Source organism: Kitasatospora sp. NPDC090091, assembly GCF_044747365.1.
Lineage (GTDB): Bacteria > Actinomycetota > Actinomycetes > Streptomycetales > Streptomycetaceae > Kitasatospora.
Window position 1 is genome coordinate 110,079 of the sequence record NZ_JBIVDY010000012.1, and the last position, 22,706, is coordinate 132,784.

The following is a 22,706-nucleotide window of genomic DNA, read 5'->3' on the forward strand; positions in this document are numbered from 1 at the left end:
GGGCCGCCACGGCTGAGGCGGCCCCCGGAACCCCCCGTATACCCCCCCGCGGGGGGGGCCCCCCGGGGGGCCCCCACGCCCGGAGGCGCACGGCCCCGGTCAGAAGTGCGCCAGCAGCTCCGTGAAGGCCGGCAGCTGCAGGGTGGCGGTGTGCTCGCCGAACTCCTCGTGCTCCAGCACCCAGGTGTGCTCGTGCGGGATGAAGACCGCGTTCAGGCCCGCCCGGCGGGCCGGGATGATGTCCGACTTGGGCGAGTTGCCGATCATCCAGGTGCGCTCGGCGGGCAGCGACGACTCGGCCACCAGCCGGCGGTAGGTGTCGACGTCCTTCTCCGCCACGATGTGGATGCCGTCGAAGTGGTGGGCGATCGAGGACTCCTCGACCTTGCGCCGCTGCTCGCCCTCGTCGCCCTTGGTGAGCATGAGCAGCCGGTGCCGGCCGGCGAGCTGGGCCAGCGTGTCGGCGACGCCCGGGATGAGCTCCACCGTCCGGCTCGTCAGGGGCAGCAGCAGCTCGTCGATCCGGTCCCGGTCCTCGGCGGTCGGCGTCCGCCGGTGCCACTGCTCCAGGGACTCGGCGAGGTTGTGGCGGAACACCGCGGCGCCGTAGCCGAGGGTCTTCGCGTTCGCCGCCTCCACCCGGTCCAGCAGCGCCCGCGCGGCCGGACGGTCCTCCGCGGTGGCGGACACCCAGTCGAGGAAGCCGTCGATCACGCGCTCGAAGAGCACGTTGTTCTCCCACAGCGTGTCGTCGGCGTCGAACACGAGCACCTGGTCACCGGTCACTGTCATTCACCCTCACCCTTGTTCTCCAGCAGTTCGGCCACACGGGCCAGCGACTCCCTCAGCGCCTCGCCCCGCGCCGCCTCGCGGGCCTCCTCGATCGGCAGCCAGCGCACCCGGGCGGACGGCCGCTCCGGGCGGACCTCGGCCGGGGTGCGGGTGGCGAGCACGAACCGCAGGTCGGCGTGCTCGTGCGCGGGCTCGCGGTCGGACGCGGGCACCGGCAGCACCACGACGTGCAGGAGCCGGGCGGTCGGCCAGAACGCGAGGTCGGGCAGGCTGCTCTCCTCGCGGGCCTCGCGGAGCGCGACCTGTGCCGGGAACTCCTCGCCCGGGTCGCCGTGCCCGCCGACCTGCAGCCAGTCCTGCTGACGCTCGTGCCAGCGCAGCAGCACCTCCCGCCCGGCGGGGTGCACGATCAGCGCGGACGCCGTCAGGTGCAGCGGCCGCTCACGGGCATAAGGGTCACCGGCGGCGGCGAGCGGGACGATGCGGGCGAGATCCGCGGCCTCCCTCTCGCTCCGCGGCCGGAACGCCGATAACAGCTCGGCGGCCGTCCGGAGCTCCCTCGATGTGTCGGTGTCGTTCACGCTGCTCCCCGTTTCCGTCTCCGTACGGGCGCTCGGCCCGCGGTTTCCGAACCTAGCCCAGCCCGTGGATCTCCAGGTACCGGATTTCCGCCGGGGCCGGACCGCGCGCCACCCGTGGCAACGTCCGCCCCGCCGGGAGCGCCGGGACGCTCGCACCGATACGGCTGTCGGGTGTCTTCCGGACGGGTCGCGGACCGCAGACGCCCGGCGGGGGTATGTCGTCCCGCACGATGACCTCGGGGCCAGTGAGGAGACCAGTGTGTACGCAGTAGTGCGGCGGTACGAAGGCGTGACCGATCCCGCCGAGGCGGGACGTCGAGTGGCCGAGGGGTTCGTGCCCCTCCTGCGGGAGGTCCCCGGGTTCCAGGCCTACTACTGGGTCGATGCCGGGGACGGCGTGATGCTCTCCACCGGCGTCTTCGAAGACCGCGCCGGAGCCGAGGAGTCGGTCAGGAGGGCGGCGGACTTCGTCCGCGACAACCTCGCGGCCCTGCTCCCCAACCCGCCCCAGGTCACGGCCGGGCCCGTCGTGGCTGCCGGCTAGGCCCTCTCTTTCGGATCACGTCGGATCAGCGGGCGTCGTTGGAGTGCGTGCATCGGTGGTGCGGAGGAGGGAGTCCATGCGAAGCATCGGCGACTGACGACAAACCGGCGAGGTGCGTGCTCCGGCGGCGCCCGCCTGGCGTGATCCGAAAGAGAGGGCCCAGCGCGCCCGTACCGGCCGTCCACGCAGTCGTCGTCCGGCCGGGCTGCCACTGACGGCTGCGCACCCCGCCGCGGCACCGGGCGGGGTGCGCAGCCGTCTACGATGTCCCCGTCATGATCGTATTGAAGGTGCTCGGCTCGTTCCGGGTCGAGGTCGACGGCCGCACGGTCGACACCGGCGGCCGGCTCGCCCGCATGGTCCTGGTCCAACTACTGCTTGCCCGCGGGGCGGTCGTGCCCACGGAACGGATCATCGAACGGCTGTGGCCGGAGCGCGTCCCCTCCAGCGCACAGACCTCGCTCCACGCCTACATCGCCCGTCTGCGGCGCGTCCTCGAACCGGAGCGGGCACCGCGCACACCCGCGCGGCTGCTGGTCAGCGCCCCCTACGGCTACGCCCTCGCCGTCGGGCAGGACGCGGTGGACGCCTGGGTGTTCGAGGACCGGGTCGCGGCCTGCTCCACCGCGGAACTGCCCGCCCACGCCGCCGCCGAGGGCCTCGCCGAGGCACTCGCCACGTGGGACGGACAGCCGTACGCCGAGTTCTCGGACGAGCCGTGGACCGCCGGCGAACGCGCCCGCCTGGAAGAGGTGCACCGCACCGCCCGCGAACGCCTCGCGGCCGCACGCCTGGGCTGCGGCCAGGCCGCCCAGGCCCTCGCCGACGCCGGCACGCTGACCCGGGAACAGCCGCTGCACGAGGAGGGCTGGCGGCTGCTCGCCCTCGCCCTGTGGGCCCGGGACCGCCAGGGCGACGCGCTGGCCGCGCTGCGCCGTGCCCGGCACGTCCTCGGCGAGGAACTCGGCGTCGAGCCCGGGCCCGCCCTGCTGGAACTGGAACAGGCCCTGCTGCACCAGCGCCTGGACGTGCTCCACCGCGCGACCGGAACACCGGCCGCGACCGGAACACCCGCCGCGACCGCCGCACGGACCGGGCCGGGCACCGCCCTCGCACCGACACGGGGCCCGGCCGCCACCGTCGCCACCATCGCGAGCGGGAGCCGCAGCGGGAGCCGGACGCCGACGGTCCTGACGGCCGACCGGCTCCTCGGCCGCGACGACGAACTCGCCGGGCTCGCCGCCGCCGCCGACCGGGCCCGGGCCGGCCGCGCGCAGGTCGTCCTGGTCTCCGGCGAGGCCGGCATCGGCAAATCCAGCCTCCTGGAAGCCGCCGTCCGCCAACTGCCCGAACAGGGCTGGCTGGTCGGCACCGGACACTGCCCGGAGACCGACGGCGCCCCGCCCGGCCGGGCCTGGTTCGACATGCTGCCCACCCTGGCACAGGCCGCACCACCCGGCCCCTACACCGATGAGCTCGCCCCGCTGCTGGCCCCCGGCACCGCGAGCGACACCGGCCAGCCGGACGGCAGCCCCGCCCGGCGCTTCCGACTGCACAAGGCGCTGCTCGGCTGGCTCCGCGAGACCGCCCTTCGCCGCCCCCTGGCGATCGTGCTGGACGACCTGCACCGCGGTGACCAGGAGAGCATCGAGCTGTACCTGCTCTGCGCCGAGCAACTGCGCGACGTCCCGCTGCTCCTGGTGGGCTCCTACCGCACCGGCGAGGGCGGCGACCTGACCGGCGCCCTGGCACGCCTGGCCGCCTGCTCGCCGCTCCGGCTCGCCCTCGGCGGACTGTCCGACACCCAGGCCGTCGAACTGCTGCGCCGCGGCGCGGCCGACATGAGCGACCACGCCGCCGTGGCCCTGGCCGAACGCGCCGGCGGAAACCCCTTCTACCTGCGCGAGAGCTCGCTCCTGATGGCCGGCGAGGGCGAGCAGCAGGCACTGGCCCGCGTCCCGCAGGGCGTCCAGGACGTGCTGCGGCGACGCCTCGCCCTGCTCGCACCGACCGTCACCGCCGGGCTGCGGCTGGCGGCCGTCGCCGGACGCGAGGCCCCGGTGGCCCTGCTCGTCCACGCGGCCGACAGCGACGCCGAACAACTCCTCGACGCCCTGGACGCCGGCGTCACCGCCGGACTGCTCACCGAACCGCGCCCGGGCACCGTCCGCTTCACCCACGCCCTCGTGCGGGACGCCCTGGAGGGCGACCTCACCCGCCTGCGGCTGGCCCGGATGCACTCCCGCCTCGGCAGGTCCCTGATCGCCCTCGGCTCCGACGACGTCGCCGCCACGGCCCACCACCTCCTGCGGGCGGCCGCCGTCGTGACCGCCGACGCCGCCCCCGCCGTCCACCACGCCCGGCTGGCCTGCGAACAGGCGGTGCGCCGCTACGCCCCCCAGAACGCCGAATCCCTCCTGAACGCAGCCCTCGCCCTGCTCACCGACCACCCGGCCGCCTTCGCCGGCCAGGACGCCACCCTGCTGCGGGTCGCACTGCTGGGCCAGCTGGTGGACTGCCGGATCCGGATGGGCGCCGTCGTACCCGCCCGCGAGGCACAACTCCAGGCCGTCGGCGTGGCCCGCGCGGAAGGCCGCAACGACCTGCTGACCGCCGCCTACACGGCATGGACCGAACCGACGCCCTGGCGCGTGCGCGCCTACGCCGCGTTCGATCCCGAGGCCGTCGAGGAACTCGGCAGGCTCCTGGAGAGCCCGGGCCTGGCCGACCGGCAGCGGTGCCTGCTCCTCGACCAGCTGGCCGACGCACTCGACGACGCCGACCCCCGCGCCGTGGCCGTGGCCCGCCAGGCCGTCGAACTCGCCCGGACGGTGGGCGAGCCCCGCCTGCACGGCCTGACGCTCTCCTCGCTGCTGCGCCGCGTCGACTGCGAACTGGAGCCCGCCGCCTACCTGGAGCTCCACCGGGAACTCGCCGAGGTGGCCGCCGCCCAGGACAGCCCCGAGTACTCCTGGATGACGAGCTACACCGCCGCCCGGATCGCCGCCGGCCGCAACGACCCGGCGGAGATGGAGCGGTGCCTCGTCCGCGCGGACGAGATCGCCCGCACCTACGAGCTCCAGGGCGCGTTCGCGGTGGCCAGACTGCGCGGCGCCATGGTCGCCATGGCCCAGGGCCGCTTCGACGACGCCGAGCAGGCCCTCGGGTCGGCCGTGGCGGAGCTGCGCGCACGGGGAGCGGTGGACCTCAGCTCTCTGGCGGCGCTGGCCATCGGGTGCATCCGGCTGCAGCAGGGCCGGCTGGACGAGGTGCTGCCGATGGTCCTCGCGGTGTGGGAGCAGTACCAGCCGCTCAACGAAGCCATGACCGCTCTCGCGCTGCTGGCCGCGGGCCGTACCGAGGACGCCCGGGACGCCTTCGGCCGCCGCGTGCCGCTCCGGCGCGACTTCGTCTACTCCATCCTGGCCGGGCTGCGCGGCCGGGCCGCCATCGCCCTGGACGACCGGGCGGCCGCCGACGAGGTGTACCGGGACCTGCTGCCCCTGCGCGCCCTGGCGGGCGGCGCGAGCAGCCTCAGCCTCGTCTTCCGGCCCGTCGCGCAGAACCTGGGCGACCTCGCCCGGTTCCTGGACCGCCCCGAACAGGCCCGGCAGCACTACCTCCAAGCCGCCGAGGTGGCGGCCGCCTGGGACTCCCCCCACTGGGCGGACGCCGCGCGCACGGCCCTGGACGCGCTCCCGCCGGCGCCCGCGTAGCCGGGGGCCCTCACCGCGCCGGCCGGCACGGTGAGGGCCCGCCGGAGTGCCCGGCCCGGTCAGCCCGGGACGGGCCCGGCCAGCTCCGCCATGAACGCCGCCGCCAGGTCGAGGAACTCCCCGGGCGAATCCGTCGTCAACTGGAGGTCCACCAGCACCTCGTCGCTCCCCGCCCCGCACATCACCCTCAGGTGGTCGCAGATCTGGCGCACGGTCCCGCGCTGGTGGACCTCCGAGGAATCCGCCTCCGCCGCCGTGACCTCGGGGTTCACCCGGAACACCCGGCGCAGCCCCGCCGGGTCCCGCCCCGCCCGCTCGGCGGCCTCCACCGCGACCGCCCAGAGACCCTCCAGGTACGGCAGCGGCATCGAGGCCCCGAGCCAGCCGTCCGCGCGCCGGCCGACCCGCTCCAGGGCGGGCGGGGTGAAACCGCCCAGCAGGATCGGCGGCCGCGGCCCCTGCACGGGCTTGGGCAGCACGGTCGACTCGGGGACGGTCCACAGCCGGCCGGTGTGCACCACCGGATCGGAGCGCCACACCGCATCCAGGACGTCGAGGGTCTCCTCCAGCCGTGCGCCGCGCCCCTGCCAGGGCACCCCGGCGGCCTCGTACTCCTCACGCATCCAGCCCAGCCCGATGCCCACGTCCAGACGCCCACGGCTGATCAGGTCGAGGGTCGTCAGCGCCCGGGCGAGCACGAGGGGCGGCTGCCACAGCGCATTGAGCGTGCTGCTGCCCAGCCGCACCCGCTCCGTGGCCGTGGCCGCCACACCCAGGGCGAGCAGCGGGTCGAGGTGAGTGGCGTACCGGACGGGCATCGGCTTCCCGCCGGGGTAGCCGTCGGGCGGGGCGAGCGGGGCCAGGAGCCGGTCGGCCACCCAGAGACTGTGGCAGCCCAGCGCCTCCAGCGCCGCGCACATCGCGGCACTGCGGCCGGGATCGGCGAACGGGCCGAACTGGGGGACGGAGAATCCGATGCGCATCGGTGGGAGTTCCTCGATCGGTACGGTACGGGCACCCGGCGGCGGGCACCCGCGGTCGGGCTTCGGGGAGGGGGCGTCGCAGGGCGACGGCACGTCAGGCGTCGGTGCGCCGGCCGCGGATCCGGTCGGTCTCACGGCGGTACTGCCGCTGCCCCAGCAGCCTCCACAGCACCCGGGCCGGGAGAGGCAGCCGGCCGAGGAACTCCCGGCGCTCCTCGGGCGAGGTGTCCTCCAGGATCGCGCCCAGCGCGATCATCAGCCGGTTCCGCGGCGTCTCGGCCAGACCCCGCTCACCCACCGCGTGCCACTGCTTCTCGTTCACGTGGAGCGCGACCAGCGGCATCACCTCCCGCTCCTCCTCGTCGAGGTGGGCGCACAGCTGCCGGTGGTGCCGGCGCAGCGCCTCGACGAGCTCGTCCCGGTCCTCGCGCAGGGCCTGCACCTGCCACCGGTCCATGACCGCCTGGACCGCGGCGATCCCCTCGTCCAGCTCGCGGTGCTGCGCCTCCATCGCCAGGACCTGCTCCGCGTCGAGGTCCAGGTGGGGCAGCAGCACCGGCCAGAGCATCTCGTCCTCGCCGGTGTGGTGGGCGTGCAGACCGACGGCGTACAGCCGCCAGTGCTCGGCGAGGACCCGGGAACGGGCGGTGTCGCCGGGCTGCGCGTCCTGGACGAGTTCGGCCAGCAGGCGCGACTCGCGGCGGAACACCTGGTGGATCATCGCCATCTCGCGGGTGTAGGGGTGGACGGGGGAGAGGGACGTGTTGCTCGAAGTCATGACACCCAGTCTTCGGAGCCCGGTTGCAGGGCACTTGCACCCGACTTGCCCCACCCCCCGGCCGCCTCACCGCCGGCCCGAGAGCGGGCGGAGCCCGGGCGGGAGGTTCCCGGAAGCACGGGGTTCGGCGGGTGTTCCGCGCCCGGGCCAGGCGATGTCGTCGACGGCGAGGAACGGCTCGCCGGCCACGGTCGCGGGGGTGGCCCCGGTGAACGCCATGACGTCCCGGTGCAGGTGGGACTGGTCGGCGTAGCCGGCGTCGGCCGCGACGCGGGCCGCGCCTTCACCGGCGACCAGGCGGTGGGCGGCGTGGTCGAAGCGGACCAGCTTCACCGCGCGCTTGGGCGGCACGCCGAGCTGCGACCGGAACCGGGACCACAGGCGCTTGCGGCTCCATCCGACCTCGGCCGCGAGCTCGTCCACCCGGGCCAGGCCACGGCTGTCGACGATCCGGTGCCAGGCCCGGGCCACCTCCGGGTCCACCGGCGGCCCGGCCTCGAACCGGCGGGCGAGCAGCGCGTCCGTCAACGCGAAGCGGTCCCGCCACGAGGCGGCCTCGCCCAGTTGCTCGCGGAACCGGGCCGCCTCCCGACCCCACAGGTCGTCCAGGGACACGACGCCGCCGTCGAGGTCGGCGGGGGAGGCGCCCAGCACCGCGCGGGCGATCACCGGGGACAGGCGCACCTGCACGCACTCGACGTTCTCTCCCCGCGCCCGGACCTCGCCCCCGGAGCCGAACCCGGGCGCGGCGACGACGCTTCCCCGCTCCTGCCGCCCGGCGGCACAGTCGAGGACGGTCGGGCCGGCGCCGAATTCGAGGAGCAGCGTCACGGCCGGGTGCGGGACCATCCGGAGCGCCTCCAGGTCGTGGACCCGGAACCCGGCCATGGCGAGTCCGGCCACCCTGCTGGGCCGTTGCGGGCACGCAACGCCCCACTCGGCCGCACCGTGCCTGAAAGTCCGCACGCTCCCATGCTAGATGAGCACGCTTCAGGGGAACATTCGTCCAATCCGTCGGCAGGGTCCGTCGGTGACAGTGGGCCCATGACTGCTTCCGACGGCGGACCGTACGTGAACGGCGCCGAGGCCTCCGAGAGTTCGACGCTGCCGCTGGACGACGGCGACATCCACGTGTGCCAGGACGGCCCCCGCGACGCCCCCGCCCTCCTGCTCGTCCACGGGTCCGCATCCTCGACCCGCTCGTGGGACCCGATGGTCCCGCTGCTGACCGGATCCCACCACGTGGTCCGGATCGACCTGCTCGGGCACGGCCGTTCGGCCAAACCCGCCGACCGCAGCTACGCGCTCCCGGACCAGGCGCGCCGGGCCGGCGCGGTGCTGGACCGGCTCGGCGTCGGGCAGGCCGTGGTCGTCGGCCACTCCAGCGGCGGCGTGGTCGCCACCGCCCTCGCCGAGCAGCGACCCGACCTGGTGACCGCGCTCGCGCTCGTCAACACCGGCCCCGGTCTGGACGCCTTCGTCCCACCGCCGTCCGGCGCCGGCGCACTGTCGCAATGGCCGCCCACCGACGAGGAGATCCGCCGGTCGGCGAGCACCGCCTTCAGCCGGGCGGGCTACCGGATCCCGCCGGAGATCCTGGACGATGTGCGCCGGATGACCCCCCACACGCTCGCCGCAACGATGCAGGCCGCCCGCGACTACCTGGAGCAGCAGCCGCTCCCGGACCGGCTGGCGGCCCTCGGCAAGCCGCTACTGGTGGTCTTCGGCGAGGACGACCGCAGGTGGCGCTCCTCGTCCGCCGCCGACTACCGCGCCGTTGCGGGCGCGCAGGTCGAGCTGCTGCCCGGGCTCGGACACTCACCCCTCCTGGAGGACCCCGTGCGGACCGCCGCTTCCCTGCTGGCCTTCACCACGATCCACACCGGCCGGGTGGACTGAACGATGAGCAGGAGCGCCATGCGGATCCTCGTCTCCGGCGCAGGCGTCGCCGGCCCGGTGCTGGCCTACTGGCTCACCAGGCACGGCTTCGCGGTCACCGTCGTGGAGCGCGCGCCGACCCTGCGCCGGACCGGCGGCCACGCGGTCGACCTGTTCCGGCCCGCGGTGAACATCTCGGAGAGCATGGGAGTGCTCCCGCACATCGAGGAGCGGGCCACCGGCACCCACCGGATGACCGTCCACCAGGAGAACACGCGGCGTCCCGTCCGGGTGGACCTCTCCAAGATCTTCGGTGTCGCCTCCGAGCGGCACGTCGAGATCATGCGCGACGACCTGAGCGGAATCTACTACGACGCCGCCCGCGACGACGTCGAGTACCTCTTCGGCGACTCGATCACCGCGATCTCGCCCGACGGCGAAGTGCGGTTCGAGAACGCCGCGCCGCGCCGCTTCGACCTCGTCGTCGGCGCGGACGGGCTGCACTCCACCGTGCGCCGCCTCGTCTTCGGCGACGAGTCCCGCTTCAGCACCTTCATCGGGGCCCACCTCGGGGTGCTGTCCCTGCCGAACGCCCCCGGGCTCGACGGCGAACTCCTCATGCACGTCGGCGTCGGCCGAACCGCCGGCATGTACGGCGCGCGGCACCTCGGCGACGCGCGGGCGTTGTTCCTGTTCCGCAGCGAGCGCGAGCTCGACTACGACCACCACGACATGCCCCGGCAGAAGGAGCTGCTGCGCGGGGCGTTCGGCGGCATGCACCCCGATGTGGACCGCTGGCTGGACGAGCTCGACCGCACCCCGGCGTTCTACTTCGACTCGATCACCCAGCTCCGCATGGACACCTGGTCGCAGGGCAGGGTGACGCTCGTGGGCGACGCGGGCTACTGCCCCGGCCCGGCCGTCGGAGGCAGCACCAGCCTGGCCGTCGTCGGCGCCTACGTCCTCGCCGGGGAGTTGGCGCGGGCGGACGGCGACCACGAGCGCGCCTTCCCCGCCTACGAGCGCACGATGGCGCCGTACGTGAGCGGCAGCCGCGCGGCCGCGCTCAGCGCGGCGAAGACCCTCGTCCCCACCTCACGCCTCGGCGTGCGGGCACTGGCCCAGGGCGCCCGCCTGATCTCCGCCCTGCCCGCGGGGCCCGGCCGCGCCCTCCTCCGCCTGACCACCAGGAGCGCCCGCCTCCACGACTCGATGACCGTCGACGACTACCCGGTCCGCCCCGGAGCGCGGCCGTACAGGCACGACAAGACGCCCGACCACGAGGAGAGCTGACAACCCCTCTGCCCGTGGCGAATCTGCGGCGGGCAGAGAAGCCGCATCCGGGGGCCCGCCGAGGTCAAGAGTGGAGGAGACGGCATCCACGCCCCGACGAGGAGACCAGATGACTCCACGCACCACGCCCCCGCTCCGCGCGGAGGAGGGCGACACCCCGCCCAGCCGCTTCGACGACCACCTCGCGGCCCAGCTGCTCGGACAGCGGATCGTCCTCCTCGGCACCCAGGTCGACGACGTGTCGGCCAACCGGATCTGCGCGCAGCTGCTGCTGCTCTCGGCCGAGGACCCGCGCACCGACATCAGCCTGTACATCAACAGCCCCGGCGGGTCGGTCACCGCGGGGCTGGCCATCTACGACACCATGCGGCTCATCCCGAACGACGTCTCGACGCTGGCCATGGGGTTCGCCGCCAGCATGGGCCAGTTCCTGCTCACCGTCGGGACGCCCGGCAAGCGGTTCGCACTGCCGAACGCGCGGATCATGATGCACCAGCCCTCCGCGGGCATCGGCGGCACCGCCGCGGATATCGAGATCCAGGCCGAGAACCTCCAGTTCACCAAGAAGGCCATCGAACGGATCACCGCCGAGCACACCGGGCAGAGCGAGGAGACGATCGCGCGCGACGGCGACCGGGACCGCTGGTTCACGGCCGAACAGGCCAGGGAGTACGGGATCGTGGACCGGGTGGTGGAGTCGGTCACCGACATCCGCCCGGCCGCGTCCCGCCGACGGATGGGGCTGTGACATGGGCTCGTACACGGTTCCCTACGTCATCGAGCGGACCGCACACGGCGAGCGGTCCTACGACGTCTTCAGCCGGCTGCTGAACGAGCGGATCATCTTCCTCGGCACCGAGATCGACGACGGGGTCGCCAACGTGGTCATCGCGCAGCTCCTGCACCTGGAGTCGGAGAACCCCGAGCGCGAGATCTCGATCTACCTCAACTCGCCCGGCGGATCGTTCACCTCGCTGATGGCGATCTACGACACGATGACGTTCGTCCAGGCGCCGATCTCCACGTTCTGCGTCGGTCAGGCGGCGTCCACGGCGGCGGTGCTGCTGGCCGGCGGGGACCCCGGGCGGCGGTTCGTGCTCCAGCACGCACGGGTGCTGCTCGGCCAGCCGGCCAGCGGCGGCCGGCAGGGGACGGTCTCCGACCTCAGCCTCGCGGCGAAGGAGATGGTCCGCATCCGCTCGCAGGTGGAGGAGGTCCTCTCCCGGCACACGCACCACGACGTGGCGACGCTGCGTGCGGACATGGACCGGGAGAAGGTGCTCACCGCCGAGGAGGCCGTCGCCTACGGCCTCGCCGACGAGGTGCTGAGCCGACGGCTCGCGTTCGTCTGACCCCGCGGCGGCCGCGGCCCTCGGCCGCGGCCGAGGGCCGGCGGGCCGGTCAGGACGCGAGGCAGAGGCCGTCGTACCGCGCCGTGGGCGACACGCGGCCCCGTCCCGTCCGGCTCCCGCCCACCCGGCTCGCGGTGTGCCGGATCGCGGCGTAGCGGGACAGCTCGTCCTGCGCGAGCGAGAGCAGGTCGGAGAGGCCGAGCCCGAGCGCCCGGGCGGCGGCCGCGAGCACCTCGGAGGAGGCCTCCTTGCGCCCGCGCTCCAGCTCCGACAGGTACGGCATCGAGATCCGGGCCGCCTCCGCGACGTCCTTCAGCGTGCGCTCCTGGGCCAGCCGCTCGCGCCGCAGCACATCGCCGACGACGTCGCGCCACAGCGGCTCCCGCGACGCGGGTGTCCGCGGGGCGCCCGCCGCCTCCTGAGGGGCACGGACCGCCCCGCCGGAACCGGGCGGCGAGGCGTGCGGGCGCAGGGGGATGACGCGGGCTTCGTTCGTCGCATGAGTGCTCACCCCCTCAGCCTAGAGATCCCACGTCCAAGCGGAAGGGAGCGGCGTTCTGCCCTGGGTGAAGCCGCGTGGCGGGTCGTCGTCCCCTGCCGCGCGGCTTCACCCGGGTCGCCCCGCGGTCAGTAGTAGTGGCGGCGTCCGCCGACCTCCCGGCCCATGAGGCCGGCGATCCACAGCACGAGGCCGATGAGGGCGAGGATGATGCCGATGGTCCACAGGATCGAGATCCCGGCGACGAAGCCGATGATGAGCAGAATGACTCCGAGAATGATCACGACTGTCCTCCCTGGGACGGCGGGGCCGCGGGGCGGGAGGTGGCCCGAGGACTCGAACCGGACCGGATCCCCGTAGCCGGCCGGCACGGGCACCCGGTCCCCAACCCGCGGATTGCTGCGCATGCGCTGCGCATGGCTGCGTATACCGCGGGACGGTCCCGGCAAACTGGCCCGGCGGGGCACGGAAGCCGGATGTTCGAATGTTCGCCGTGGGCCCGGGCGCCCACCGGTACGCACAGCCCCGGTGCCGGGCCGGCCCGCCGGCGCCTCTCCGGCGTCCCCGCGGGCCGTCCGGCCGCACGGCAGGGTGCCCGCGGCCGGCCGCGACGGGGCACCCGCTCACGCCCGGATCCGCGCCCGGCCGTGTGCCCGGCGGCTGTCGGTGGGCCGGTCCGCCGGGCCGGGCGCGGGATGTCCGGTCAGCGCACGCAGGTGACGACGACCTGCCAGTAGCCGGGCACGATCATGTCGCTCTCCTGGCTGCACTGGTCGTTGGTGAAGCCCGCGGCGTGCGCGGCGGCCCAGGCATGGGAGGCGGCGACGCCCGGGTTGACGCCGGAGGCCTTGAAGTACCTGATCGTGGTGGCCGAAGCGCCGGTGGCGGCACCTGCGACGCCGAGCAGGGCCGCCGTGGTGAGGGTGACGGCGGCGATGCGGCGGGGAAGCGAACCCATGACTGTTCTCCACATTCTTTGGCGGATGGCACGAGAATCGAACACGATGTGGAGAAACTGTAGCAACGGATGTGACTGTCCGACAGATGCACAACGGCCGGCGGCGATCAGGGTCCCGGCACCGGACGCACCGGACGCACCGGACGCACCGGACGCACCGGACGCACCGGACGCACGGGACGGCCGTCGGCCTCCGGATCAGCCGGTGTGGGTGAACTCGTCGACCGGAGCGGTGGGGGAGAGGTAGCCGTTCACCCGTACGCGGACGTCGACGGTCTTGGGCTGGAGGGGGTCCGGCAGCGGCACCGTCGCCTTGATCTGGGTCGGCGAGACGGGGGTGGCGGTCGCGGTGCGGTTGCCGAAGTACACGGTGGGCGTGCCGTTGAAGCCCACGCCGTTGATGGTGACGGTGGCGCCGAGCTTCCCGTTGTCCGGGACGATGCCGGTGACCACCACGGGTTCCGGGCCGCCGTAGGCGAACTGCCCGAGCGGGACGGCCGGGGAGGTGCCCAGGTTGTTGGTGACCCGGACGTCGACGACACCGACCCCTGCCGGCGCGATCGCGGTGAGCTGGGTGTCGCTGACGAAGTTGGGCGGCACGCCCGGGACGGTGCCGAAGTCGACCATGCTCTCCGAGTCGAAGCCGCTGCCGGTGATGGTGATCTGCGTGCCCGGGGCGCCGACACGGGGGCTGATGCTGTCCACCACCGGCGCGGGGGCCGGGACGGGGGAGTTCAGCAGCTTCAGGTAGGTCGGGTTGGCGTGCTGGAAGCCGATCTGGGCCAGGAAGTCCTCGGTCGAGCTCTTGACCACCTTGGGGTTGTAGGCCTTGTAGTCCGGGTTCAGGGTGGGGGCGGTGGTGGTCGGCTGGACGTACTGGTTGGGCCCGCTGAGGCCCTTGATGCCGGGGATGAGGATGTCCTTGACGGCCGGCGTCGCGGCCGGGCCGGGGGTGGGGTACCAGCCGGTGGCGGTGTCGAGACTGGCCCAGGCCAGCGGCACGATGTCGTACTTGTTGACGTAGCCCTGGTACACGGCCCACTTCACCGAGTTGAAGAGGTTGGCGAAGTCCTGCAGACCGGCGGTGGGGGCGGCGAACGTGCTCACCGCGAACTGCGGCGAGTCGTTCCAGGTCTGGGCCTGCAGGTACAGCGCGAGCATCGTCGCGATGCAGCCGCCCAGGCTGTGGCCGACCACGTAGACCGTCGCTCCCGGGGCCGGCTTCAGCAGGGCCGCGAGCGCCTGCACGAGGCCGGGGCCGGCCTCCGAGGACTCGTCGGTCATGGCGACGACCTGGGTGAACGCCGTCATGGCACCCTTCGAGACGGAGACCGACTGCCCGCCCACCGTGAACGGGACCACCGTGCCGACGTCGAGGTCCTCCATCGTGTCGATCTCGTTGCCGACCGTCCCACGGACGACCACGGCGAACTGGTTCGAGCCGGTGGTCTCCTTCGCGATGTACGCCATGTTGGCGTTGTCCGGGCTCAGGCCGAGCCAGGCGAGCTGCCAGTTGCCCTGGGTCGCCAGGGATCTGTCGGACAGCTGCTGGACGATGCCGTCGAGGATGCGCTGCTTCTGCACCGCCAGGGCCTCCCCGGACGGGCGCGGGACCGCCCCGGTCGCCGCGATCGCGGCCAGGGTCATGGTGACGCCGGGCGGCAGTGCGTTCGGGTCTTCCGTCATGATGATCACTCCTCGGGTGTTCGCTCGGTCGTCGAACGAGCAGGATGGGTCGCATTCAATCTATTTCCCGGTGCGGGCGCCTGAGGGCAGGTCGGCCCCGGGGCGTCCCGAATCAGGTGATCGGGCTAAGGGCCTCCCGTCGGCCGTCTCTCGGCCGCCCGCGGGCGAGGGCGTGGAGACGCGGGGCCGCCGCGGGGCCGCTCGGGGCGACCCCGAACGGGGCGCGTACGATCGTCCGCTGACGACACGTCATTCCCGTCCCGCGCCCGACCCGGCCGGTGGTTCGCCCGTCGACGGGTGCGCACAGCCCGAAGAAGGAGACGCCCCGCCATGACACCCGCCGCCGTGCCGAGTCCACCGGAGGACGTCGCGGTGGTGCTGTCGGGCTACGGCCCGGTCGGCCGGGCCTATGCCGACCTGCTGCGGACACGTGGCGGTGAACTCGCCCGCCGTCACGGCGTCCGGCTGCGGCTCGGCGCCGTCCGGACCGGCTCCGCGCACTGCCTGCCGCACCCGGGCGGCCCGGTACCGCCGCGCCCGGCCTGGGGGCCGCCGGTGGCGCTGGAGGAGAGCCTCGACCGCAGCAGCGCGCGCGTGCTGGTCCAGGCGCTGCCCTCCTCGCCGGCGGTGCGGCGCCAGGCCGCCGAGGAGGCGGTCCTGGCCCTGCGCCGCGGGGTCCACGTCGTCACGGCGGCCAAGGGCCACCTGCTCACCCACTGGTCCGCACTCGACGAGGCCGCGCAGGCCGGGCGCAGCCTGATCCGGATCTCCGGGGCCACCGGCGCCGCGCTGCCGACGGCCGACCTGGCGCGGTCGGGCGTCCGCGGCCTCGGGTGCCGATCGGTGCGGGCGTGCCCCAACGGGACCGCGACCTTCGTCCTCGACCGGCTCGCGGCGGGGGAGCGCCTGGAGGAGGCGGTCGGCGAGGCGCAGCGGCGGGGCATCGCCGAGGCGGACCCGTCGGCGGACCTCTCCGGGGAGGACGCGGCCACCAAGGTGCGGCTGCTGGCCGCCCTGCTGTGGGGGTGGGAGCCGTCGGCCGTGCAGGTGCGGACGGAGCCGGTGGACGGGCGCACCGGCCCGGCGGCGCTGGCCGCGGCCGCCCGGGGGAACAGGCTGCGGGCGGTGGCGAGCGCGAACGCGGACGAGCCCCTGGTGGTCCGCGTCGGGCTGGAGGAGACCGCTCCGGGGGATCCGCTGCACGCGCTGGCCGGGCCGGAGAAAGCTGTCGTCTACGGCTGCCCGGAGGCGGGGGACATCACCGTGAGCGGCGGCCGGTCGAGCCCGGTCGGTGCGGCCCTGGCGATGCTCAAGGACACCCTCGACGTGACGACGGCCGGCCGCTTCGGCTTCGGCTGACGGCCGCGCACGTCCGGGGCGGGCGGGTCTGCCCGCCCGGTGCGGCGGCCGCTCGGCCCCGGCCGCTCCGCCCCGGCGGCTCAGTCCCTGCCGCTCAGTCCCGGTCGAGCAGCGCGGCCAGGTAGCGCGTCGTCTCGCCGTGCAGTTCCTCCGGCGTCGGCGTGTGGCCGTGCCCGCTCCCTGCCGTGGAGTTGAACAGCACCCCGTCGTACCAGCGGATCAGTCGTCGGGCGTCGGCCGCCGGGTCGGTGGAGCCGCACTGTGCCAGCAGGGTGGCGGCGACGGCGGTGAAGCGGGCGCCCAACCGGTCGTAGCCGGCCCGCAGTTCGGGCCGGCGGGTGGCCTCCAGGGCGAGTTCGAGACGGGCCAGGGTGAGCGTGCGTCCGGTGGTGAGTGCCTGGTGCAGCAGCGCGGCACCGGCCCGGGCGAGCAGGTCCCGCGGTGAGGCGTCGGCGGGCGGGGCGGCGGTACCGGTGCCGGCCGGGGGCTCGCCGGTGAGGACGGGGTGGTCCCGGGTCTCCTGCTCGACGATGCGGGTGAGGGCGAGGTCGAGCAGGGCGGCCCTGGTCCGGGCGAGGTTGGAGGTCGAGCCGGCGGGCAGTCCGGCCTCCTGGTCCACGGCACGGTGGGTCAGCCCGCGCAGGCCGCGTTCGGCGATCAGGGCGATGGCGGCGTCGGCGATCAGGGTCGGGCGCGGGGGTGTCATGGGTCCGATCATGGCCTTCCTCTTCGGGGATTCCGAGTCGGGGCGAGCCCGAACCCCCTCTTCACTACAACAGTAGTCCATCGCGACTACATCTGTAGTACGGTGCAGGCAGTGCTCACTACAGCCGTAGTGTCAGGAGAGGGGCTCACCCATGGGCGTCCATCAGGCGATCGTCATCGGCGGCGGCATCGGCGGGCTCGCCGCCGCCCTCGCCCTCCACCGGCAGGGCGTCCCCGTGACCGTCCACGAGCGCGCCGCCTCGCTCGAACCCGTCGGGGCCGGGCTCGCCCTCGCCCCCAACGCCCTGCGCGCCCTCGACCGGCTCGGCGTCGGCGAACGCCTGCGCGCCCTCGCCGCCCCGCACCCCGCCGTCGGCCTGCGCCACCCCTCCGGCCGCTGGCTCGCCCGCACCGACACGGCCACCTTCGAGGCCTGCTTCGGCGACACCATCGCCGCCGTCGCCCGCGCCGACGTCATCGCCGCCCTGGTCGACGCCCTCCCCGGCGGCACCGTCCGCACCGACTCGCCCGCGGCCCTCGTCGCCCCGGGGAGCGCCACCGAACCGGCCGTCGTCCGGACTCCCGACGGTGAGCGGTCCGCCGCGCTGGTGGTCGCCGCCGACGGCATCCGGTCCGCCACCCGCGGCCTGCTCTTCCCGCAGCACCCCGGCCCCCGCTACAGCGGCTTCTCCACCTGGCGCACCGTCGTGTCCCCCGCCCGCCGGCCGGAAGCCGTCGGCGAGATCTGGGGACGCGGGCGGCTCGCCGGCGTCGTCCCGCTCGCGGACGGCCGGGTCTACGTGTACGGCGCGGCCCTCGCCCCGGCCGGTGCCCGCGCGGCCGACGGCGACGAGAAGGCCGAACTCCTGCGCAGGTACGGCACCTGGTGCGCGCCCGTGCCCGAGCTCCTCGCGCTCGCCGAACCCGAACGCGTCCTGCGCCACGACGTCTGGGAGCTCGCCGACCCGCTGCCGGCCTACCACCACGGCCGGGTCGCCCTCCTCGGCGACGCCGCCCACGCGATGTGCCCCTTCCAGGGCCAGGGCGCCTGCCAGGCGATCGAGGACGCCGTCGTCCTCGCCGCCCCGCTGACCCCGTCCGCGGACCCGGCCGCCGCACTCCCCGCCTACACCGCCGCCCGCCTGCCGCGCGCCACCGCCGTCGTCACCGGATCCCGCCGCATCGGCGACCTCGTCGCCCTCCGCACCCCCGCCGCCACCTTCCTGCGCACCACCGCCCTCACCCTCGCCGGCCTCCTCCCGGCCCGAACCCTGCTCGGCCGCTCCGCCCCGACGTACGACTGGCAGCCCCCGGCCCTCGGCGCACCGGCCTGAGCCCCCCGGGGCGGCCCGGGAGATCGTCCGCCCGAAGGTAAAAGTTGTGCAAAGCGGCGGGATGGTTCGCCGGATCCTCCCTCTATCCCTGTGAACGCGCGGCCGCACCGGCCGCACCGGTCGTCCGCACCGAACCCTGGGATGGTCCCGTGAACGATCTGTCCGTACCGCCCCTCCGCGCCCTGCCGGACGGGAACGCCGAACTCCGCGTCGTCCTCACGCTCAGCTGGAACGACGTCGCCTCCCTCGGGCGGGAGGCCGGCCGGCTGGCCACCCGCCTGCAGCGTGCCGTCAGCCTTGACGAGGCCGCCAGTCACGTCCTGAGCGCCCGGCCGGAATCCGCCGCGCTCCCACGGGCCCTGGGCAGCCCGGCCGTGGAGCAGCCCGCGGCGGCCGTCACCCCGCAGGTGGAACAGGCGCGGCAGAGCGCAGAGTTGATGATGCGCTCGACGGCCTCCCCGGCCGCGGCGAAGGCGCCGGCACCGGCGGCGACCGCCCGGCCCGACGCAGCTCCCGCCCCGAGCCGGCCGACCTCGGCGACCCCCGCCCCGGCGCCGGCCGCCTGACCGCACCCGCCCGGCGGCCCCGGCGCCTTCCCCGGCCCCGGAGTCGCCGCCGGGCGCAGCCGTCGAGCGTCCACCCTCAATCCATTGCAATGACGCCGATGGCTGTCGTTGCGTTAGATCCAAGGCTGCTGCAACGATTTCACGCCAACTAGCTGCTGTTATGGCTCTTCTCGACATCGCTCTTGTTGCCTAATTGTGGAAAGCAACGTAGCTTTTGCTTCGTCAGAAACGCAGAGCAGAAGCGCAGGAGAAGCACGATGCCGACAACGCAGAGCCGGAAGCAGGCGGAACCCGGCGCCGTCGCCGCCTTTGCCCGCTTCGTGCTGTGCGGCGGCGCAGTGGGCCTCGCCTCCAGCTTTGCCGTCGCGGTCCTCGCCTCCCGGATTCCCTGGGCCCTGGCCAACGCCCTGGTCACCGTGGTCACCACGCTCCTCGCCACCGAGCTGCACGCCCGCTTCACCTTCGGCGCCGGCGGGCGCGCGACCTGGCGCCAGCACGCGCAGTCGGCCGCCTCCGCGGCCGCCGCCTACGTGGTGACCTGCGTGGCGATGCTCGTCCTCCGGCAGTCGACGCAGACGCCGGGTGCGGTGCTCGAACAGGTCGTCTACCTGTCGGCCTCCGCGCTGGCCGGCGTTGCACGGTTCGCGGTGCTGCGCCTCGTCGTCTTCGCCCGCACCCGCACCCGCACCGGCACCCGCGCGCAGCGCGTGGCCGCCGTCCGTCCCGTGCACGTACCCGTGGCCCGCACCTCCGCCCCGGCCGCCCCGGTCGTCCCGGCCGAGCTCTGCCGCGCCGCCTGACCGCTCCACCGGGCGCCGCTGCCGGAACGGGGGGATCACCCGCCGGAAGCGCCTCCGGGAAGGCGGGCGGACCGCCGGATGCGCTCGATCCGCCCGGCGGCCTGCGCCGCAGCCGTCCCGCCCCGTTCCACCCGGCGCTCCAGACGGTGGATCACGACATCGGCGAGGCGGCAGTGCGCCCACTTGCGCGGGCCCCGGCCGGGCCCCGGCCGGGCGCAGGCGACCCGCCCTCGGCTAACCTCGCCCCTCGTGGACGTTCCCCCCGAGCCCTCGACCCTGCGTGTCTTCGTGGCACTGGCACCGCCCGACGACGCCAAGGACGAACTGGCCCGGGCCCTGCAGCCCGCCTACGCCGCGTACCCGCGGCTGCGCTGGAACCGGATCGAGGACTGGCACATCACCCTGGCCTTCCTCGGCGAACTGCCCTCCACCGCAGTACCGTTGCTGCGGTCGGCGCTGGCCGGCGCGGCGGCCTCGCGCCCCGCCCTGCAACTGGGCCTGCGAGGCGGCGGCCACTTCGACGAGCGACTGCTGTGGAGCGGGATCGACGGCGACCTGGAGGGACTGCACGCGCTCGCCACCGACGTCCGGGAGCTGGTCAGGTCCTGCGGGATCGACTTCCGGGAGCGCCCGCTGCGCCCCCACCTGACCCTGGCCCGGGCCCGCCGCGACGATTCCGTCAGCGTGCCGCAGGCCGCGGCCGGGCTCGGCGCTTTCGTGGGCCGGCGGTGGTGGACCGAACGTCTCCACCTGGTCGGCAGCAACACCGGCCGCGGCCCCGGGCCGATCCGCTATCGCGACATCGAGGCGTGGCGGTTCGGCGCCGCCGTCCGGACCGGGGGCGACGGCGCTCCCACCGCGCCGTAGCCGGCCCGGCCCGCCGGGAGCGGCCCGGCGCGCCCGGCCACGGCCCGGCCCGGCCGGCTACCGCGGGGCGGGGTCCTCGGTCCGGTCGCCGAGGGTGAGCAGGACGCGGCGCAGCAGGCCGGTGAGCTGATCGCGTTCGGCGGGGGTGAGCCCGGCGAGCTGGCGCTCCTCGCCGGCGAGGTGGTGTTCGACGAGGCGGTTGGTCAGTTCCCGGCCGGTGTCGGTCAGGGAGATCAGCACCCGGCGGCGGTGGGCGGGGTCGACGGCCCGTTCGACCAGGCCCTTCTCCACGAGGTGGTCGATGCGGTTGGTGAGTGCCGCGGAGCTGACCATCGCGGCCGAGCTGAGCTCGCCGGCGGTGAGGACGTGCGGCGGGCCGGAGCGCAGCAGGGTGGCCAGGACGTCGAACTCCCAGGGTTCGACGCCGTGGACGGTCAGGTTCTCCTTGATCCCGCGCTCCAGCAGGCGCGAGGCGCGGGAGAGGCGGCCGATCACGGCCATGGGGGAGGTGTCCAGGTCGGGGCGGACCGCGCGCCACTGTGCGGTGATGCGGTCGACGCCGTCCTGTTGCGGCTGCTGTTCGGTCATGCCCCGGAGTCTAACATTTCGACATGGAAGTGTTTGACATCGCCGATCGACGATGCCTATAGTTTCGACATCGAAATGTTCGACATAGGGGGCACGTCATGAAGGTTCTGCTCACCGGCGCCACCGGCTACATCGGCTCCGCCGTCACCGACCACCTCGCCGCCGCCGGCCACCAGGTCGTCGCGCTCACCCGTAGCGCCGAGCCGCAGTCCGGCCGCGGCTGGCACGCCCAGCTGGTCGGCGACACCGCCGACCCGGCCTCGCTGGCCGGCGTGGTCACCCCCGACATCGAGGCCGTGATCCACCTGGCGCCCCCGAGCGGCGACGTCGACGTCGACACCGCCGTCGTCGAGGCACTCGCCGCACCGCTGCGCGGCACCGGCCGCCCCTTCGTCTACACCAGCGGCATCTGGGTGCTCGGCGCCACCGGCGAGGCCCAGGAGGTCGGCGAGCAGGCGCCGACCGACCCGGTCGACATCGTCGGCTACCGCCCGCGGATCGAGCAGCGGGTGCTGGCCGAGGCCGCCGAGGGCGTGCGCGCGGTCGTCGTGCGGCCCGGCATCGTGTACGGCCGCGGCGGCGGCATCCCCGCCATCCTGGTCGACCGGGCCCGCACGCAGGGGGCGCCCGAGTACTACGGCGAGGAGGGCGTGCGCTGGTCGACCGTCCACGTGGACGACCTGGCCGAGCTGTTCGTGGCCGCCGCCGAGCGGGCCGAGGCCGGCACCGTCTGGCACGGCGTCGGCGAGTCGGCCGTCCCGGTCCGTGACCTCGCCCGGGCCGCCGGCCGCGCAGCCGGTGTGCTCGCCGCCCCGCGCGCGGTGCCGGTGGAGCAGGCCGCCGAGGTCTTCGGCCCGCTCTTCGCGGACGCGCTCGCCCTCGACCAGAGCGTCAGCGGCGCCGCCGCCCGCACCGTCCTCGGCTGGCGCCCGGAGCGGCCGGGCGCGGTGGCCGAGCTGGTGTCGGGCTCGTACCGGCCGGTCGAGGTGTTCGGCGCCCCCGACGGCCCGGAGACCGACGCCGAGGTGGCCGCGATCCGCCGGCTGGTCGCCGAGGTCGAGCACGCCCAGCAGAACGAGCTCGTCGACCGGTTCCTGGGCGTCTTCCGCCAGGAGGACCCGGTGTGGACCACCGGCCACGGCAAGCGGCTGTCGGGCTTCGAGGAGATCGCCGCCTTCACCCGCAAGGTGCTGCCCGGCGCGGCGGCCGAGTCCACCGCCGTCTACGACGTCGAGCGGGTGCTGTTCCTGCGGCCCGACGTCGCCGCGGTGAACGTCCGCCAGCAGCCGGTGCACCTCGACGGCACCCGGATCGCCGACCGGCCCGAGGGCCGCCCGTTCTACATCCTGGTCAAGGAGGAGGACGGCACCTGGCGCGTCGGCGCCGCCCAGAACACCGTCGCGGTCGACTGACGACCCGCCGACGAC

At 74.6% G+C, this 22,706-nt stretch carries 23 protein-coding genes; 12 read left to right on the forward strand and 11 right to left on the reverse strand.

Features of this window, described 5'->3' with window-relative positions; genetic code table 11:
- Positions 1-99: 99 nt before the first annotated feature.
- Together ACIPSC_RS21855 and ACIPSC_RS21860 are read right to left on the reverse strand one after the other, a co-directional pair.
- Positions 100-792 carry an HAD family hydrolase gene (locus ACIPSC_RS21855; protein ID WP_400827654.1) on the reverse strand — a complete coding sequence of 231 codons (693 nt, stop codon included), beginning with the start codon at positions 790-792 and terminating at the stop codon, positions 100-102.
- On the reverse strand, positions 789-1,373 hold the full coding sequence (locus ACIPSC_RS21860) for an NUDIX hydrolase (protein WP_400827655.1): 585 nt from the start codon (positions 1,371-1,373) through the stop codon (positions 789-791). The genes ACIPSC_RS21855 and ACIPSC_RS21860 overlap by 4 nt, the downstream gene beginning before the upstream one ends.
- 259 nt (positions 1,374-1,632) lie before the next feature.
- On the opposite strand from ACIPSC_RS21860, the gene ACIPSC_RS21865 reads away from it, so the two are divergent.
- A complete protein-coding gene (locus ACIPSC_RS21865) occupies positions 1,633-1,917 on the forward strand; it encodes a hypothetical protein (protein WP_400827656.1) in 285 nt (94 codons plus the stop codon).
- A 275-nt stretch (positions 1,918-2,192) separates the two neighbouring features.
- The gene (locus ACIPSC_RS21870) at positions 2,193-5,633 is read left to right on the forward strand and encodes a BTAD domain-containing putative transcriptional regulator (protein ID WP_400827658.1); all 3,441 of its coding nucleotides are present in this window, start codon (positions 2,193-2,195) and stop codon (positions 5,631-5,633) included.
- A gap of 59 nt (positions 5,634-5,692) precedes the next feature.
- On the opposite strand, the gene ACIPSC_RS21875 is transcribed toward ACIPSC_RS21870, so the two are convergent.
- The 3 genes from ACIPSC_RS21875 to ACIPSC_RS21885 all read right to left on the reverse strand — a co-directional run bounded on the left by ACIPSC_RS21875 (position 5,693) and on the right by ACIPSC_RS21885 (position 8,360).
- Positions 5,693-6,616, reverse strand: a complete 924-nt coding sequence (locus ACIPSC_RS21875) for a TIGR03619 family F420-dependent LLM class oxidoreductase (protein ID WP_400827660.1) — start codon at positions 6,614-6,616, stop codon at positions 5,693-5,695.
- A 94-nt stretch (positions 6,617-6,710) separates the two neighbouring features.
- Complete coding sequence (locus tag ACIPSC_RS21880) at positions 6,711-7,394, reverse strand: hemerythrin domain-containing protein (RefSeq protein ID WP_400827661.1); 684 nt, start codon at positions 7,392-7,394, stop codon at positions 6,711-6,713.
- A gap of 66 nt (positions 7,395-7,460) precedes the next feature.
- The gene (locus ACIPSC_RS21885) at positions 7,461-8,360 is read right to left on the reverse strand and encodes a helix-turn-helix domain-containing protein (RefSeq protein WP_400827662.1); all 900 of its coding nucleotides are present in this window, start codon (positions 8,358-8,360) and stop codon (positions 7,461-7,463) included.
- A 78-nt stretch (positions 8,361-8,438) separates the two neighbouring features.
- On the opposite strand from ACIPSC_RS21885, the gene ACIPSC_RS21890 reads away from it, so the two are divergent.
- From ACIPSC_RS21890 to ACIPSC_RS21905, 4 genes are all read left to right on the forward strand, one after another.
- On the forward strand, positions 8,439-9,293 hold the full coding sequence (locus ACIPSC_RS21890; RefSeq protein ID WP_400827663.1) for an alpha/beta fold hydrolase: 855 nt from the start codon (positions 8,439-8,441) through the stop codon (positions 9,291-9,293).
- 18 nt (positions 9,294-9,311) lie between these two features.
- Complete coding sequence (locus ACIPSC_RS21895) at positions 9,312-10,565, forward strand: FAD-dependent monooxygenase (RefSeq protein WP_400827894.1); 1,254 nt, start codon at positions 9,312-9,314, stop codon at positions 10,563-10,565.
- A 109-nt stretch (positions 10,566-10,674) separates the two neighbouring features.
- A complete protein-coding gene (locus ACIPSC_RS21900) occupies positions 10,675-11,313 on the forward strand; it encodes an ATP-dependent Clp protease proteolytic subunit (RefSeq protein WP_400827665.1) in 639 nt (212 codons plus the stop codon).
- Position 11,314: 1 nt separating this feature from the next.
- A complete protein-coding gene (locus tag ACIPSC_RS21905) occupies positions 11,315-11,917 on the forward strand; it encodes a ClpP family protease (RefSeq protein WP_400827666.1) in 603 nt (200 codons plus the stop codon).
- A gap of 49 nt (positions 11,918-11,966) precedes the next feature.
- Here the strand turns inward: ACIPSC_RS21905 and ACIPSC_RS21910 are convergent, their stop codons facing one another.
- The 4 genes from ACIPSC_RS21910 to ACIPSC_RS21925 all read right to left on the reverse strand — a co-directional run bounded on the left by ACIPSC_RS21910 (position 11,967) and on the right by ACIPSC_RS21925 (position 15,060).
- Positions 11,967-12,428, reverse strand: coding sequence for a helix-turn-helix domain-containing protein (locus ACIPSC_RS21910; protein WP_400827667.1), 462 nt, complete (start codon positions 12,426-12,428; stop codon positions 11,967-11,969).
- Between the two features lie 116 nt (positions 12,429-12,544).
- The gene (locus tag ACIPSC_RS21915; RefSeq protein WP_400827669.1) at positions 12,545-12,700 is read right to left on the reverse strand and encodes a DUF6131 family protein; all 156 of its coding nucleotides are present in this window, start codon (positions 12,698-12,700) and stop codon (positions 12,545-12,547) included.
- 419 nt (positions 12,701-13,119) lie between these two features.
- Positions 13,120-13,374 (reverse strand): hypothetical protein, encoded by a 255-nt coding sequence (locus ACIPSC_RS21920; RefSeq protein WP_400827670.1) that lies wholly within the window; start codon positions 13,372-13,374, stop codon positions 13,120-13,122.
- A 198-nt stretch (positions 13,375-13,572) separates the two neighbouring features.
- Complete coding sequence (locus tag ACIPSC_RS21925; protein ID WP_400827672.1) at positions 13,573-15,060, reverse strand: IPT/TIG domain-containing protein; 1,488 nt, start codon at positions 15,058-15,060, stop codon at positions 13,573-13,575.
- 330 nt (positions 15,061-15,390) lie between these two features.
- Between ACIPSC_RS21925 and ACIPSC_RS21930 the strand changes: the two genes are divergently transcribed.
- Positions 15,391-16,419: a homoserine dehydrogenase gene (locus ACIPSC_RS21930; RefSeq protein ID WP_400827673.1), complete on the forward strand. Its 1,029-nt coding sequence runs from the start codon at positions 15,391-15,393 to the stop codon at positions 16,417-16,419.
- Positions 16,420-16,513: 94 nt separating this feature from the next.
- Here ACIPSC_RS21930 and ACIPSC_RS21935 read toward each other — a convergent pair whose 3' ends face one another.
- Complete coding sequence (locus ACIPSC_RS21935) at positions 16,514-17,125, reverse strand: TetR/AcrR family transcriptional regulator (protein WP_400827675.1); 612 nt, start codon at positions 17,123-17,125, stop codon at positions 16,514-16,516.
- A 151-nt stretch (positions 17,126-17,276) separates the two neighbouring features.
- On the opposite strand from ACIPSC_RS21935, the gene ACIPSC_RS21940 reads away from it, so the two are divergent.
- The 4 genes from ACIPSC_RS21940 (at position 17,277) to thpR (ending at position 20,691) form a co-directional block, all read left to right on the forward strand.
- Entirely contained in the window at positions 17,277-18,458 is a 1,182-nt protein-coding gene (locus ACIPSC_RS21940) for an FAD-dependent monooxygenase (RefSeq protein ID WP_400827676.1), read from the forward strand.
- Between the two features lie 149 nt (positions 18,459-18,607).
- Positions 18,608-19,024, forward strand: coding sequence for a hypothetical protein (locus tag ACIPSC_RS21945; protein ID WP_400827677.1), 417 nt, complete (start codon positions 18,608-18,610; stop codon positions 19,022-19,024).
- A gap of 257 nt (positions 19,025-19,281) precedes the next feature.
- Positions 19,282-19,824 carry a GtrA family protein gene (locus ACIPSC_RS21950; RefSeq protein WP_400827678.1) on the forward strand — a complete coding sequence of 181 codons (543 nt, stop codon included), beginning with the start codon at positions 19,282-19,284 and terminating at the stop codon, positions 19,822-19,824.
- A 249-nt stretch (positions 19,825-20,073) separates the two neighbouring features.
- A complete protein-coding gene (gene thpR / locus ACIPSC_RS21955; protein ID WP_400827680.1) occupies positions 20,074-20,691 on the forward strand; it encodes an RNA 2',3'-cyclic phosphodiesterase in 618 nt (205 codons plus the stop codon).
- A 57-nt stretch (positions 20,692-20,748) separates the two neighbouring features.
- Here thpR and ACIPSC_RS21960 read toward each other — a convergent pair whose 3' ends face one another.
- Positions 20,749-21,279 carry a MarR family winged helix-turn-helix transcriptional regulator gene (locus tag ACIPSC_RS21960; protein WP_400827681.1) on the reverse strand — a complete coding sequence of 177 codons (531 nt, stop codon included), beginning with the start codon at positions 21,277-21,279 and terminating at the stop codon, positions 20,749-20,751.
- 98 nt (positions 21,280-21,377) lie between these two features.
- Here ACIPSC_RS21960 and ACIPSC_RS21965 point away from each other — a divergent pair, with 98 nt between their 5' ends.
- Entirely contained in the window at positions 21,378-22,691 is a 1,314-nt protein-coding gene (locus ACIPSC_RS21965) for an SgcJ/EcaC family oxidoreductase (RefSeq protein ID WP_400827682.1), read from the forward strand.
- The last annotated feature ends 15 nt before the right edge of the window (positions 22,692-22,706 follow it).

Coding starts and splice junctions, on each gene's coding strand:
- ACIPSC_RS21855 (WP_400827654.1), bottom strand. CDS start 792: ATGACAGTGACCGGTGACCAGGTGCTCGTGTTCGACGCCGACGACACG.
- ACIPSC_RS21870 (WP_400827658.1), top strand. CDS start 2,193: ATGATCGTATTGAAGGTGCTCGGCTCGTTCCGGGTCGAGGTCGACGGC.
- ACIPSC_RS21875 (WP_400827660.1), bottom strand. CDS start 6,616: ATGCGCATCGGATTCTCCGTCCCCCAGTTCGGCCCGTTCGCCGATCCC.
- ACIPSC_RS21880 (WP_400827661.1), bottom strand. CDS start 7,394: ATGACTTCGAGCAACACGTCCCTCTCCCCCGTCCACCCCTACACCCGC.
- ACIPSC_RS21890 (WP_400827663.1), top strand. CDS start 8,439: ATGACTGCTTCCGACGGCGGACCGTACGTGAACGGCGCCGAGGCCTCC.
- ACIPSC_RS21895 (WP_400827894.1), top strand. CDS start 9,312: ATGCGGATCCTCGTCTCCGGCGCAGGCGTCGCCGGCCCGGTGCTGGCC.
- ACIPSC_RS21900 (WP_400827665.1), top strand. CDS start 10,675: ATGACTCCACGCACCACGCCCCCGCTCCGCGCGGAGGAGGGCGACACC.
- ACIPSC_RS21905 (WP_400827666.1), top strand. CDS start 11,315: ATGGGCTCGTACACGGTTCCCTACGTCATCGAGCGGACCGCACACGGC.
- ACIPSC_RS21920 (WP_400827670.1), bottom strand. CDS start 13,374: ATGGGTTCGCTTCCCCGCCGCATCGCCGCCGTCACCCTCACCACGGCG.
- ACIPSC_RS21925 (WP_400827672.1), bottom strand. CDS start 15,060: ATGACGGAAGACCCGAACGCACTGCCGCCCGGCGTCACCATGACCCTG.
- ACIPSC_RS21930 (WP_400827673.1), top strand. CDS start 15,391: ATGACACCCGCCGCCGTGCCGAGTCCACCGGAGGACGTCGCGGTGGTG.
- ACIPSC_RS21935 (WP_400827675.1), bottom strand. CDS start 17,125: ATGACACCCCCGCGCCCGACCCTGATCGCCGACGCCGCCATCGCCCTG.
- ACIPSC_RS21940 (WP_400827676.1), top strand. CDS start 17,277: ATGGGCGTCCATCAGGCGATCGTCATCGGCGGCGGCATCGGCGGGCTC.
- ACIPSC_RS21950 (WP_400827678.1), top strand. CDS start 19,282: ATGCCGACAACGCAGAGCCGGAAGCAGGCGGAACCCGGCGCCGTCGCC.
- ACIPSC_RS21960 (WP_400827681.1), bottom strand. CDS start 21,279: ATGACCGAACAGCAGCCGCAACAGGACGGCGTCGACCGCATCACCGCA.
- ACIPSC_RS21965 (WP_400827682.1), top strand. CDS start 21,378: ATGAAGGTTCTGCTCACCGGCGCCACCGGCTACATCGGCTCCGCCGTC.